Raw genomic sequence first — 13,382 nt, forward strand, 5'->3', positions numbered from 1 at the left:
CGTCTACCCAGCAGAACCCTTGCGGAACAGGGAAGTTGGCGGGCCGGTGGGCGGTGCGTTCGGGCGCCCGAGGACGCGGGTGGCCGGCCGCGTCCGTCCCCCTGGCGGTAAGCGCAAACATCCGGGGGCACGGGCCGGTCACGCCCGCGTCCGTGCCCCCGGCCGCGAGGCGTCCCGCCGGGCCCGGCGGACGGCAAGGGCGAGGGTGTCGTCGGAGTGCAGGATGACGGTGTGCATGTCCTCCGCGACGGCGCCGGGGATTTCGTCCACCGGTCGGCAGGCATGGGACCGGGCGCTCTTGACCAGTCGCGCCTCGCCTTCGATGGGGTCGCGCCGGCTCTCGGTCAGACCGTCGGTGTAGAGCACCAGCAGGTCGCCCTCGTGCAGGGTGTCCTGCCGCACGGACTCGCTCCCCGGCAGCGGGAACCCGATACCCCGGCCGCGGACCTCCAGATAGTCGGAGGTCCCGTCGGCACGCAGCAGCAGGGCCGGCGGATGACTGCCGTTGGCCAGGCGGAGTTCACCGGTGTCGGGGCGGATACGGGCGAGCAGCACCGTCGCCATGATGTCGGGGTCGAACGGGGCCAGGATGTCGTGGGTACGGGCGACGATGGATTCGAGCGGGTGGCCTTCGAGCGCCAGGGTGCGCACGGCATGGGTGACGTTGAGCGCGCTGCGGGTGCTGCGCACACCGTGTCCCAGCGCATCGACGACGGTGATGTGCACGGTGCCGTCGGGGAGGCTGAGCCAGTCGTAGAAGTCGCCCCCCGTGGGCGCGTCGGTGCCGGCCGGCTCGTAGTGGACGGCGAACTCCAGGCCTTCCACGCTGATGGGTGAGGGACGCAACGCGTCCTCCAGCTCCCGCAGGGTCTGGCCGTGGGCCCGTCGTAGCTGTTCGTCCCGCTCCTCCAGCTGGACGTAGAGGGCGAGCACACCGCTGTTGGTCTCGGCGAGTTCGTCCTTGAGGCGGTGCAGCTCCGTGGAGAGGGTGTCCGCCCGGGAAAGGGCCGCGGTGAGGTCGCTTTCGAGCGCCGCGATCCGTGCCTCGTACGCCTCGGCGGTCTCCGCTTCGCGCGTCCCAACCTGGCCGGGCACTCCGCCGTGCCCGGCGGCATGAGCAGCGGTTTCGGGCTGCTCCTCGCCGAGGGGCAGGTGCCAGGCGACCTGGCCGTCGGGCGTGGCCTGCCCCGGCAGCGGCAGGTGGGCCCAGCTCTGCGGGGCCGGCGTCGGTGCGGCGTGCAGCGTGACGGCCAGCAGGGCGGTGCCGCCCGGAGCGGTCCGCTCGGCGGCTTCGAGGCGGACGGGGCCGCCGGCGCGCAGGGCGGCGCCGGCCACCTGGGCCACGGAGAGCACCAGACGCCCTCCGGTCCGGGAGGGAAGCCGGTGCGTTTCGCAGATCCGCCGTACGGCGCGGCGGAGGGCCGGCAGGTCGTGGAAGGTATGGGGGGTCACGGAAGTCTCTGGCGGGGACGGGCGGCGAGCACGGTCGCATCGTCGCGGGGGAGGCGGTGGCTGTGGACGAGGGACGCGGCGAGCAGGGACGGGGGCAGGCGGCGCACAAAGGCCGAGGGCGCCTGGGCCCAGCGGTGGTCGACGCCGTCGGAGTGGAGCAGCACCGTACCGCCGGGCGGTACGGGGAAGGCTCGCACATGCGGTGGCGTCATGTTCAGGCCGGCGATCCCCGGCTGGCCGCTGAGCCGGTGGCCCGGGCCGAGCGAGGTCAGCGTCACGACCCGGACGTTGCCGACCCCGCAGTACTCCGCCTGTCCGGGGTGCAGGCGCAGCAGGCCGACGGCCGCCCCGCGGGTGCGGCGCAGCGCCCGGTGCAGGCCGGTGAGGATCTCGGGCAGCGGCGCGTCCGGTCCGCGGTGGAAGGTCCGCAGCGCCACTTGGGCGGCCTCGGCGGCGTGCGGGCCGTGGCCGAGGCCGTCCACGACGAGTGCGGTGCGCGCGGCGCCGTGATCGGCGAGGGCACACCCGTCGCCGCTGGTCAGCTCACGGTCTGCCGGTACGCAGATGGCACCTGCTTCCTGGTCGGCCGACGCGGTCCCTTCGGGTGCGGTGAGGCGGGCGTTGACGAGGGTTCCGGCCCCCGGCGCCGTGCGGATGGTGAGGGCGGTGGCTATCCGTTTCACGGCTCCCAGGCCGGCGCCGAGGGTGGTGCCGGTGGTGTAGCCGTCGGCGAGGCACTGGTGCAGTTCGCCGATGCCGGGCCCGTGGTCCGCAGCGACGATCTCCATGCCGCCGCCCAGGGGCAGGGCCTGGATGAACAGCGCACCGTTGGTCGCGTGATTGGCCAGATTGCTGGCCAGTTCCGAGGCGATGACCGCGGCCCGGTCGGGCAGCGCCCCCGGCAGCCCGCACTGCCCGGCGACCGCCCGGGCGGTTTCGGCGGCCAGGTGCACGGCGCTGTAGTGGTCCACGGCGACATGTGCCGTCGGCCGGGGGCAGGGGAACGTCAACGACTTGCCCATCGCGTGACGATCACGGTCGTGCCCTGCCCCGGAGCCGAGTGGAGTTCGAAGTCGTTCATCAGCCGTCGGGCGCCCCCCAGACCGTGGCCGAGCCCCGCACCGGTGGTGAAGCCGTCGGTCAGCGCGGCGGCGACGTCCGGGATGCCGGGGCCGTCGTCGGTGATCGTCAGACGGAGCCCCGCGGTGTCGGACGACGTCAGGCAGTCGATGGTCACGGTGCCCCCTCCGCCGTGAATGTAGGCGTTACGTGCCAGCTCACTGGCCGCGGTGACCACACGCGTCTGATCGACGATGCTGAAACCGGCCCGCACGGTGGCCGCCCGTACGGCGTGGCGGACGGTCAGCAGGTCTTCTTCGGTCCGCACCTGGTGCACCGATGTGCTGCCCTCCGCGTCGGGGACATGTCGAGCGGCCGTGGCGAGGCCCACCGCGTGATCACTACTCCGTGCCGAACTCACGCAGCACCCCTTCGGAAGGCTGCAGGCTCTGATGCCAGCCCAGCGCGGCCATGCCGTGCTCGGCGTTGAGTGCGGTTTCCACCCCGGTCAGCTGCAGCCCCAGCTCGACCAGGGTGATGGCGACCGGCGGCCGCATCCCGGCGACGATCACCCGGGCGCCCAGCAGCCGCGCCATGGTGGTCAGCTCCATCAAAGTACGGGCCACGAAGGAATCGACGATTTCCAGCCGGGAAATGTCGATGAGCACCCCGCGCGCCCGGTCGCTCGTGATGCGTGCCGTGAGCTCCTCGGTGAACGCCACGGCGGTCTTGTCGTCGAGCTCGTTGAGGAGCCCGGTGACCAGGACGTCGCCCAGCCGCAGAATCGGCACACCGGCCGAGGCGGGGACGATCACCGCTGCGCCAGGGGAGCGGACTGCGACGGCACGGCGTCGGTGAGTTTCACGGCCTCTCCCAGGGCGTCGGCCAGGGTGGCCCGGGTCATGATCGTCGACAGGTCGATGCCGAGCTGGGCGATGGTCTGGGCGATCGGCGGCCGGATGCCGCTGATGATGCAGTCCGCACCCATGAGGCGTACCGCATTGACCGTGTGCATCAGATGCTGGGCGACGGCGGTGTCGACGGTGGGTACGCCGGTGATGTCGATGATGGCGACCAGCGCCTCGTGCTCCTGGATGGCCTGGAGCACGTTTTCCATCACCACCTGGGTGCGTGCGGTGTCGAGCGTGCCGATCAGCGGGACGGCCAGCACCTGTCGCCACAGCCTGACGACCGGGGTGGACACCTCCAGCAGCTGCTGGCTCTGCCGGCGGATGATCTCTTCCCGGCCCTCCACGAAGATCTCGAAGGAGAGGGCCCCGGCGCTGTCCAGGAGCCGGTTGATCAGCACCGCACTGTGGAAGAGGTCCTCACCGTCCCGGGTGTGCCGCTGCACGGCCTTCAGCAGGGCCTCCTTCAGCGACATCACGGCCAGCGACGTCGCGGTGGGCGAGACCCCCCGGCGGGCACGTCGCAGGGAGATCTCGGATACGGCTTGATGGATCTCCTCGTGGGACGTGACCACATGTTCCACCGGCAGACCGCGGTCCAGGCCGGAGAGCAGGGCGCTGACCAGGGCATCGGCTTCCTCACCCAGTTCGGCGTCACTCACCTCCCCGTCCAGCGACGGCTGCGCCAGCTGCAGCTGCACCCAGCGGTCCGAGATCTGATCGGCTTCTTCGCGCAGCACGCTCACGACGCGCTCACGTGCGGCAACCTCAGCGGATCCCAACTCATCGTCCTTTCGGTCGGCCGGCCCGGGTGGCTGCCTCGGGCCGGATCGCCCTGCGGTTGCGGCGGGCCGGCCCGCACACCGTTAACAGTTGTCGCCCGGCAAATGTTAGCGAGCACGATCAAGGGCCGGAACCCGCGGGCCCGCTCTTCACCCACCGGCGGCCGCGAGCGGCCGGGCAGCCGAATCCTTGCGGTCGGCTCTCCCGGGGCGCCGGCGGCCTGCTGTCCAGGCACAACTCCGGTGACCGGAGTGCATCACGGCCGGCCACGCCCCCGCGCAGGGGACAGCAATGATCTTCGTTCAGCAGGGACCGTCGCCGAGCCAGTCAAGACACAGCACCAAGGCGTCATCCAAGGACTCCGCCTCACGGTAACCGGCCACATCGCGCAGGACCTCACGCGGCACCATGGCGGCCGGCAGCAGACTCGTGGCGTGAATGGCGCGCGAGAGCGCGTGCTCGGCGTACCTCTCCCCCCGTGGCGAAAGCGTGTCGTACACCCCGTCGCTGACGAAGATCAGGCGGTCTCCCGGGGTGATGGTGAACTCCTGCGGGGTGTAGTGGGACTCCTCGAACATGCCCAGGGGCAGCTGGGCATCGAGGTCGATGCGCTCGACCGTCTTCCCCCGCATCCGCCACATCTGAGGCGAACCCGCGTCGATGGCCTCCACCCGCCCCGTCGCGAGCTCGACGCGCAGCAGCAGCGTCGACACATGGGCCGCGCCCCGGTAGTGGTCGTGGACGGCCTGATCGGCCAGTGCCGCCTGGTCCGCGAGGCTGATACCGGCCCGGCGGGCATTGCGCAGGGCGTTGACCGCGAGGTGGGTGAGGAGCGAGGCCTCGATGCCCTCGCCCATCCCGTTGGTGACGGTGAAGGTCAGCTCGTCGGCGTCCACGGACCAGTCGAAGTTGTCACCGTGCACGGCGTACGCGGGCTCCAGCTGGGCCCCGAGGGCGAAGCGCGCGTCACGGTACGCGCGGGCGGGCAGCAGCTGCCACTGCATCTCCGCGGCCAGGGTGAGGCGGCTGACCCTGCGGGCCCGCTGGTAGACGTCCGTGTCGCGCTCGGCGACCAGGATCTCGCGCCCGAGCAGGTCCGCCACGTACCTGAGCTCGTCGACGGCCTCCGGCGTGGAGGCCTCGTCCGGGAGCCGCACCGTCAGGATGCCCATACGGTCGCCACGCACCGTCACCGGCAGATGGTGATCGACGGCGTCCCCGTGCGCCACCTGCTGCTCCCGGGGCTCCTGGCTGCCCAGCGCCCGCCCCTCCGGGCTGCCGAAGACGGACAGCGAGTCCGCACCGTGCCCCGGCCCGTCGCACGAGCTGAGCACCGTTCCGCCGTAGTCCGTCAGCAGCAGCCGCACCTCGGTGGCCCGGTAGGCGGTGGACAGGACGTCCCGCAGGGCGCCGACCAGGGCATGCGGCGCCGCGGCACGCAGTGCCGTCTCCACTTCGAGGCGTTGGGTCATGGTTTCGCGGACACCCTTCGTCCAGGTCCAAGGGCAGGGTCGGTCTGACAAGGGCACGCACAGGGTGACAGAGTGTTCGTGTGTCCCGTTTCACCGGTCGGCCCCATTCCCACGAGCGCGCAAGCGCGGCGGCGCTTGCCACGGCCGAGTTGCTCGAGGTGCTGTGGGGACGCGGGCAGGAAGCGGCACGCTCGGCCGAGGTCTCGCTGTCCCAGCTGCGCGCACTGCTGGTGATCGAGCGCCGCGAAGGAACCAATCTGCGCACCCTCGCCGAAGCACTCGGCTCCCGTCCGCCGGCGGTCAGCAGGCTCTGTGACCGCCTGGAGGCCATGGGCCTCGCGGAGCGGGGGCCCAGCGCGACCAGCCGGCGGGAGGTCGAGCTGCGGCTGAGCCTGCGCGGCCGGGTGCTGCTGGAGCAGTACCGCGTGGCACGCAGCCGGGAGGTCACGGCCACCCTCGACCGCATGGAACCCGCCGATGTCGCCCGCCTCGCGGCGGGCCTGGAGGCCTTCCACGCGGCGTCCGCCCGGCTCGCGGCGGACCGGGACGACGCGGCCAACCAAGGCGGCGACGTCGCCGACAGCGCCTAGCGCCACCCCGGCCCCGCTCCGCCCGTGACGTCGCGCCGCCGGGAGACGGCCTGCACGCAGCGGACCGGCAGCGCGGTGCCTCCCGGGGCCCGCAGCCTGCCAGGGGCCGGCGGACGCCGCCGCAAGATCCGTCAACCGCATGCCTTCAGTATCCCGCCTGGGAGGGCAGCGGTGCGCGAGCCGGTGCCGCCGGGGGATTTCCGCCCTACGGTCAGGCCATGGCCGACAACGCACTTCCTCCTTCGACCCCTCTCACGCGCGGCGAGCGCTTCGTCTGGCTGACCGCCCGGGTGCTCGAGCAGCGGCTTTTCGCGTACCACTTCCTCGGCGGCGGCGCCGACCCGGTCGAGACCGCGCTCGCCGCGTACCGCAATGACGACGACGGCTTCGGCCACGCGCTGGAGCCCGACCTCCGCGGCCCGGTCAGCCAGCCGCTGCACACCGCCCACGCCCTGCACGTCCTCGATCTGATCGGGCGCTGTGACGGCCGCCAGGTGGAGCGCATCTGCCGCTATCTGACGAAGATCTCCACTCCGGACGGCGCGCTGCCCGCGGTGCACCCCTCACAGCGCGGATATCCGGCCGCGCCCTGGATCCCGGTGGTCGACGACCCGCCGAGCGCGCTGCTGGCCACCGGCCCCGTGGTGGGGGTGCTGCACCGCAACGAGGTCTGGCACGCCTGGCTCTTCCGCGCCACGGACTACTGCTGGGCGACCGTGGAGTCCCTGACCCGGACCCATCCGTACGAGGTCGAGGCGGCGGTGGCCTTCCTGGACGGCGCCCCGGACCGGCCGCGGGCCGCCGCGGCGGCGCAGCGCCTCGGCCGGCTCGTACGGGAACAGCGGCTGGTGCTGCTGGAGCCGGAGCGGGCCGCGGACGTCCCGGTGGCGCAGGGGTACGCCCCCGGGGAGCATCACCTGGCGTACGACTTCGCGCCCACGCCCGGCTCGCTGGCGCGCGACTGGTTCACCGACGAGGAGATGGACCGGGCGCTGGACCACCTCAGCGCGCTCCAGCAGGAGGACGGCGGCTGGCCGGTCAACTGGCGGGCGTGGGCGCCCGGGACTGCGCTGGAGAGCCGCCCGATGGTGACGCTCAAGGCGCTGCTGACCCTACGGGCCCACGGGCGCCGCCTCATCTGAGCGCTCCCCCTGCCCGGGCCCCTTCGCCGGCGGTGACGGCCGCGGCGACGACCGCGGGACGACCCGGCAGACCCCGGTACGCGGCGGGCGGCGCGGCGCGCGACGACCGCGTTGTCAGTGGTCCGGTGCACGATGGAGGACATGGCCAAGGCAGCGCTCGACTCCTTCTCCCCCGCGACCCGCGGCTGGTTCGCCGGGGCGTTCAGCGCGCCCACCGCCGCGCAGGAAGGGGCCTGGCGGGCGATCGGTGCGGGCTCCGACGTCCTGGTGGTGGCGCCCACGGGCTCCGGCAAGACCCTCGCCGCCTTCCTCGCGTCCCTGGACGCGCTGGCCAGCACTCCCCCGCCCGCCGAGCCGAAGAAGCGCTGCCGGGTGCTGTACGTCTCCCCGATGAAGGCGCTGGCCGTCGACATCGAACGCAATCTGCGCAGTCCGCTGACGGGCATCCGGCAGGAGTCGGTCCGTCTCGGGCTGCCGGAGCCCGACCTCCGGGTCGCCATCCGTTCCGGTGACACCCCGCCCGCCGAGCGCCGCTCGATCGCGAACCGCCCGCCGGACATCCTCATCACCACCCCCGAGTCGCTGTTCCTGATGCTGACGTCCTCGGCCCGGGAGGCGCTGGCGGGCGTCGAGACGGTGATCGTGGACGAGGTCCATGCCGTGGCCGGCACCAAGCGCGGTGCGCATCTGGCGCTCTCCCTGGAGCGGCTGGACGAGCTCCGCTGTGCTGGCCCTGCGCGGCTCCGTCACGACCGCCCGGCCCGCCGGATCGGGCTGTCCGCGACGGTGCGGCCGGTGGAGGAGGTGGCGCGCTATCTGTCGCCGCGGCGCCGGGTGGAGATCGTCCAGCCGCCGCCCGGGAAGCGTTTCGACCTGTCGGTGGTCGTCCCGGTGGAGGACATGGGCGAGTTGGGCGGGTCGCCGGTCCAGGAGGGCGAGACCGGCGAGAAGCCGTCCATCTGGCCGCAGGTCGAGGAGAAGATCGCCGACCTTGTCCAGGCCCACCGCTCCACGATCGTCTTCGCCAACTCCCGCAGGCTGGCGGAACGGCTGTGCAACCGCCTCAACGAGATCGCCTACGAGCGGCAGACCGGTGAGACGCTGCCCGAGCACCACTCCCCCGCGGAGCTGATGGCCGAGGCGGGGGCGGCCAAGGGCGCCCCGGCCCTGCTGGCCCGCGCCCACCACGGCTCGGTGTCCAAGGAGCAACGCGCCCAGGTGGAGGAGGACTTGAAGGCCGGCCGGCTGCCGGCCGTGGTCGCCACCTCCAGCCTGGAGCTGGGTATCGACATGGGCGCGGTCGATCTGGTCATCCAGGTGGAGTCGCCGCCGTCGGTGGCCTCCGGGCTGCAGCGGGTCGGCCGGGCCGGGCACCAGGTCGGCGCGGTCTCGACGGGCGTCGTCTTCCCCAAGTACCGCGGCGACCTGGTGCAGGCCGCCGTGGTGACCGAGCGGATGCGCTCGGGCGCCATCGAGGCGCTGCGGGTGCCGGCCAACCCCCTGGACGTCCTCGCCCAGCAGGTCGTCGCCATGGCCGCGATGGACACCTGGGACGTCGAGGAGCTGCTGGCCGTCGTCCGGCGGGCCGCCCCGTTCGCCGGGCTTCCCGAGTCGGCGTTCACGGCCGTGCTGGACATGCTCGCCGGCCGCTACCCCTCCGACGCCTTCGCCGAGCTGCGGCCGCGCCTGGTGTGGGACCGCGTGGCGCAGACCGTCACGGGCCGTCCCGGTGCCCAGCGGCTGGCCGTCACCTCCGGCGGCACGATCCCCGACCGCGGCCTGTTCGGAGTGTTCCTGGCGGGCGGCGATTCGGGCAAGGGCGGTGGCGGGCGACCATCAGACACTGCGGCGCGAAGCGCCTCCTCTCGGGGCGGTGGCGGGCGACCATCAGACACTGCGGCGCGAAGCGCCTCCTCTCGGGGCGGTGGCGGGCGACGGGTGGGCGAGCTCGACGAGGAGATGGTCTACGAGTCCCGCGTCGGCGATGTCTTCACGCTCGGCACGACGTCCTGGCGCATCGAGGACATCACCCGCGACCGGGTACTGGTCACCCCCGCCCCCGGCGTACCGGGACGGCTCCCCTTCTGGAAGGGCGACCAGCTGGGCCGCCCCCTCGAACTGGGCCGTGCGCTCGGCGCCTTCCTCCGGGAGCTCGGTGCGCTCGGGCCGGACGACGCCCGGACCCGGCTGTCCGCCGCCGGGCTGGACGACTGGGCCGCGTCCAATGTGCTGAGCTACCTCGCCGAGCAGCGGCAGGCCTGCGGCCATGTCCCCGACGACCGCACGATCGTCGTGGAGCGGTTCCGTGACGAGCTCGGCGACTGGCGGGTGGTCGTCCACTCCCCCTTCGGCGCCCAGGTGCACGCCCCGTGGGCGCTGGCCCTCGGCGCCCGCCTCGCCGAGCGCTACGGCATGGACGCCCAGGTGATGCACGCCGACGACGGCATCGTGCTGCGCCTGCCCGACGCCGATCTGCTGGGCCTCGACCTCCTGGACGGCGACGGCGCATTCGATCCGGCCGCCGGTCCGGGCCTGGCCGCCCGCGGCACGGAGTACGACCCCGAGCAGTCCCCCGTGGGCGCGGCCGATGTCGCCTTCGAGCACGGCGAGGTCGACCAGATCGTCACCGACCAGGTGGGCGGCTCCGCGCTGTTCGCCTCCCGGTTCCGGGAGTGCGCCGCCCGCGCGCTGCTGCTGCCGCGGCGCAGCCCCGGCAAGCGCACCCCGCTGTGGCAGCAGCGTCAGCGCGCCGCGCAGCTCCTCCAGGTGGCGAGCGAGTTCGGGTCCTTCCCGATCGTGCTGGAGGCCGTCCGCGAATGCCTGCAGGACGTCTTCGACGTACCGGGCCTGTCGGAGCTGATGGGGGACATCGAGGCACGCCGCGTCCGGCTGGTGGAGGTCACCACTCCCGAGCCGTCCCCGTTCGCCCGCTCGCTGCTGTTCGGCTATGTCGCCCAGTTCCTGTACGAGGGCGACTCCCCGCTCGCCGAGCGCCGCGCCGCCGCCCTCTCCCTGGACTCCCGGCTGCTGGCCGAGCTGCTGGGCCAGGCCGAGCTGCGCGAACTGCTGGACGCCGAGGTGCTGGCCGGGCTGGAGCGCGAGCTGCAGTGGCTCACGGACGACCGGCGGGTCAAGGACGTGGAGGGCGTCGCCGACGTCCTGCGGCTGCTGGGGCCGCTGACCGACGCCGAGCTGGCCGAGCGCGGCGCCGATCCGGCCTGGACCGGGGAGCTGGCCGCCGCCCGCCGGGCCATCGCGGTGCGGATCGCCGGGACCGAGCACTGGGCCGCCGTCGAGGACGCCGGCCGGCTCCGCGACGCCCTGGGCACCGCACTGCCGGTCGGCGTGCCCGAGTCGTTCACGGAACCGGTCAAGGACCCGCTGGGCGATCTGCTGTCCCGCTACGCCCGCACCCACGGCCCGTTCACCTCCGAGCAGGCCGCCGCCCGCTTCGGCCTCGGCACTGCCGTCACCGACGGCGCGCTGCATCTCCTCGCCGCGGCCGGCCGGGTCGTCCGGGGGGAGTTCCACCCCGCGGGCATCGGCCAGGAGTGGTGCGACGCCCAGGTGCTGCGCAGGCTGCGCCGCCGTTCGCTCGCCGCGCTGCGCGAGGAGCTGGAGCCGGTGCCGCCCGCCGCGCTCGCCGCCTTCCTCCCCCAGTGGCAGCACGTCGGCGCGCCCCGGCCCGCGCCGGTGAGCGGGGTGCCGGCGCCGCTCACCGGCTCGTCGCACGGCCTGCGCGGTATCGACGGTCTGGTGCGCGCCGTCGAGCAGCTTCAGGGCGCCCCCGTGCCCGCCTCCGCCCTGGAGAAGCTGGTGCTGCCCTCCCGCGTCGGCGGTTACACCCCGGCCCTGCTGGACGAACTCACCACCACCGGCGAGGTGGTGTGGGCCGGCGCCGGAGCGCTCCCCGGCAAGGACGGCTGGGTCTGTCTGCATCTCGCCGACTCCGCCCCGCTCCTGCTCCCGCCGCCCCTCCCGCTGGAACTGACCGCGCTGCACGAGTCGTTGCTGACCGCCCTCGCCCCCGGATACGGCCTGTTCTTCCGCCAGCTCGCCGACCAGGTCCGCGCCACCACCCACCCCGAGGCCACCGACTCCCAACTGGCCGACGCCCTGTGGGACCTGGCCTGGTCGGGCCGGCTGACCAATGACACCCTGGCCCCGCTGCGCGCCCTCCTGGGCTCGGGCCGTACGGCCGGCTCGACCGCCCACCGCGCCCGCCGGGCCGTCCCCCGGGGCAGATACGGCTCGCTGACCGCGGCCGCGGGCCGCGGCGGACGCCCCACCGCCTCCCGCTCCGGCCCGCCGACGGTGGGCGGCCGCTGGTCGCTGCTGCCCGCCCCCGAACCGGACCCCACCCACCGCGCTCACGCCCTGGCCCGCACCCTCCTGGACCGGCACGGCATCGTCACCCGCGGCGCGGTCGCCGCCGAGGGGGTCGAGGGCGGGTTCTCCGCCGCGTACCGCGTACTGGCCGCCTTCGAGGAGTCCGGCCAGGCCCGCCGCGGCTATGTGGTCGAGGGGCTGGGCGCCGCCCAGTTCGCGATGGACGGCGCGGTGGACCGGCTGCGCGCGGTCAGCACCCGGCGCGAGCGCACCGCCGATGACGCCCTGCCGGACGGCGGCCCGGCGCAGTCCCGGCGCGGCGGCCCGCCACGCGCGCTCGTGCTGGCCGCCGCCGATCCGGCGAATGCCTACGGCGCCGCCCTGTCCTGGCCCGAGCCGCCCGAGGGCTCGGCCCACAAACCCGGCCGCAAGGCGGGCTCCCTCGTCGTCCTCGTCGACGGCGAGCTGACGCTCTACCTGGAGCGCGGCGGCAAGACCCTGCTCATCTGGCCGCTCGGCCACGACCCGGCCCCGGCCGCCACGGACCCCCGCCTGCGGCTCGCCGTCGAGGCGCTCACGGATGCCGCCCGCGCCGGCGCCCTGGGCACCCTCACCACCGAACGCATCAACGGCACCTCGGCGCTCACCTCCCCCTACGCCCCCGCCCTGGAGTCCGCCGGCTTCCACCCGACCCCGAGGGGACTGCGGCTGCGGGCGTGACGGGCAGCGGCAACCTCACCCCCGCGCCAGGATCCCCGCCCGAGCCCACCCGCGCGGCATGATGGTGACATGCCCGAAGGCGACACCGTCTGGCGCCTGGCCCAGCGGCTCGGCGACGCGCTGGCCGGACACCCGCTGACCCGCTGCGACCTGCGGGTCCCCCGGCTCGCGACGGTGGATCTGACCGGCCGCGAGGTGCTGGAGGTGCGCTCCCGCGGCAAGCACCTCCTCACCCGCTTCGAGGGCGGCCTCACCCTGCACTCCCACCTGCGGATGGACGGCGCATGGAAGATCTACGCCCCGGCCGAGCGCTGGCGCGGCGGCCCCGCCCACCAGATCAGGGCGGTCCTCGGCACCGCGGAACACACCGCCGTCGGCTACCGCCTCCCCGTCCTCGACCTGCTGCGCACCGCCGACGAGTCCCGGGTCGTCGGCCACCTGGGGCCCGATCTCCTCGGCCCCGACTGGGACCCGGAACAAGCCCTCGGCCGGCTGCTCTCCGCCCCTGATCGCCCGCTCGGCGAGGCCCTGCTCGACCAGCGCAATCTCGCCGGTATCGGCAATGTCTACAAGTCCGAGCTGTGCTTTCTGCTGCGCGCCTCCCCCTGGCTCCCCGTGGGCCAACTGCCCCGGCCCGAGCGCCTGCCCGCCCTCGCCAGAAAGCTCCTGGAGGTCAACAAGCACCGCCCCGACCGCACCACCACCCCCTGGGGCTACCGCCCCCACCCGCTCCAGGGCAGCGGGGGAGCCCGCCCCGACCGCCGGCTGTGGGTCTACGGCCGGGCCGGCCGCCCCTGCCTGCGCTGCGGTACCGGGATCCGCACCGCCGACCAGGACCCCGCCGGCGAGGAGCGCGTCACCTACTGGTGCCCCGCCTGCCAGCCCGACCGACCGGACGCCCGGCCCACCAACTGAGCCGTACCGCTT

General features: G+C 73.9%; 10 protein-coding genes. 4 read left to right on the forward strand and 6 right to left on the reverse strand.

Translation table 11 applies throughout. The annotated features are described in order from the left end of the window. Positions 1 to 138: 138 nt before the first annotated feature. The 6 genes from ACGFR7_RS30395 to ACGFR7_RS30420 form a co-directional block, all read right to left on the reverse strand. Positions 139 to 1,452, reverse strand: coding sequence for a PP2C family protein-serine/threonine phosphatase (locus ACGFR7_RS30395; protein ID WP_393325388.1), 1,314 nt, complete (start codon positions 1,450 to 1,452; stop codon positions 139 to 141). After that, on the reverse strand, positions 1,449 to 2,474 hold the full coding sequence (locus ACGFR7_RS30400) for a SpoIIE family protein phosphatase (protein WP_393325390.1): 1,026 nt from the start codon (positions 2,472 to 2,474) through the stop codon (positions 1,449 to 1,451). The genes ACGFR7_RS30395 and ACGFR7_RS30400 overlap by 4 nt, the downstream gene beginning before the upstream one ends. Beyond that, positions 2,459 to 2,932: an anti-sigma regulatory factor gene (locus ACGFR7_RS30405; RefSeq protein ID WP_393325391.1), complete on the reverse strand. Its 474-nt coding sequence runs from the start codon at positions 2,930 to 2,932 to the stop codon at positions 2,459 to 2,461. Before ACGFR7_RS30405 ends, ACGFR7_RS30400 begins: the two co-directional genes overlap by 16 nt. Next, positions 2,913 to 3,326 (reverse strand): STAS domain-containing protein, encoded by a 414-nt coding sequence (locus ACGFR7_RS30410; RefSeq protein ID WP_393325393.1) that lies wholly within the window; start codon positions 3,324 to 3,326, stop codon positions 2,913 to 2,915. Before ACGFR7_RS30410 ends, ACGFR7_RS30405 begins: the two co-directional genes overlap by 20 nt. Next, on the reverse strand, positions 3,323 to 4,201 hold the full coding sequence (locus ACGFR7_RS30415; RefSeq protein ID WP_393325394.1) for an STAS domain-containing protein: 879 nt from the start codon (positions 4,199 to 4,201) through the stop codon (positions 3,323 to 3,325). The genes ACGFR7_RS30410 and ACGFR7_RS30415 overlap by 4 nt, the downstream gene beginning before the upstream one ends. Positions 4,202 to 4,504: 303 nt before the next feature. Further along, positions 4,505 to 5,674 (reverse strand): PP2C family protein-serine/threonine phosphatase, encoded by a 1,170-nt coding sequence (locus tag ACGFR7_RS30420; protein WP_393325396.1) that lies wholly within the window; start codon positions 5,672 to 5,674, stop codon positions 4,505 to 4,507. A gap of 80 nt (positions 5,675 to 5,754) precedes the next feature. On the opposite strand from ACGFR7_RS30420, the gene ACGFR7_RS30425 reads away from it, so the two are divergent. The 4 genes from ACGFR7_RS30425 to ACGFR7_RS30440 all read left to right on the forward strand — a co-directional run bounded on the left by ACGFR7_RS30425 (position 5,755) and on the right by ACGFR7_RS30440 (position 13,370). Beyond that, positions 5,755 to 6,264, forward strand: a complete 510-nt coding sequence (locus ACGFR7_RS30425; RefSeq protein ID WP_393325398.1) for a MarR family winged helix-turn-helix transcriptional regulator — start codon at positions 5,755 to 5,757, stop codon at positions 6,262 to 6,264. A gap of 218 nt (positions 6,265 to 6,482) precedes the next feature. Continuing rightward, a complete protein-coding gene (locus tag ACGFR7_RS30430) occupies positions 6,483 to 7,406 on the forward strand; it encodes a hypothetical protein (RefSeq protein ID WP_393325400.1) in 924 nt (307 codons plus the stop codon). 141 nt (positions 7,407 to 7,547) lie between these two features. Then, on the forward strand, positions 7,548 to 12,455 hold the full coding sequence (locus ACGFR7_RS30435; protein ID WP_393325402.1) for a DEAD/DEAH box helicase: 4,908 nt from the start codon (positions 7,548 to 7,550) through the stop codon (positions 12,453 to 12,455). Positions 12,456 to 12,524: 69 nt separating this feature from the next. Continuing rightward, positions 12,525 to 13,370 carry an Fpg/Nei family DNA glycosylase gene (locus tag ACGFR7_RS30440; protein ID WP_393325404.1) on the forward strand — a complete coding sequence of 282 codons (846 nt, stop codon included), beginning with the start codon at positions 12,525 to 12,527 and terminating at the stop codon, positions 13,368 to 13,370. Positions 13,371 to 13,382 lie beyond the last annotated feature (12 nt).

It is taken from the genome of Streptomyces sp. NPDC048516 (genome assembly GCF_043199875.1).
Lineage (GTDB): Bacteria > Actinomycetota > Actinomycetes > Streptomycetales > Streptomycetaceae > Streptomyces.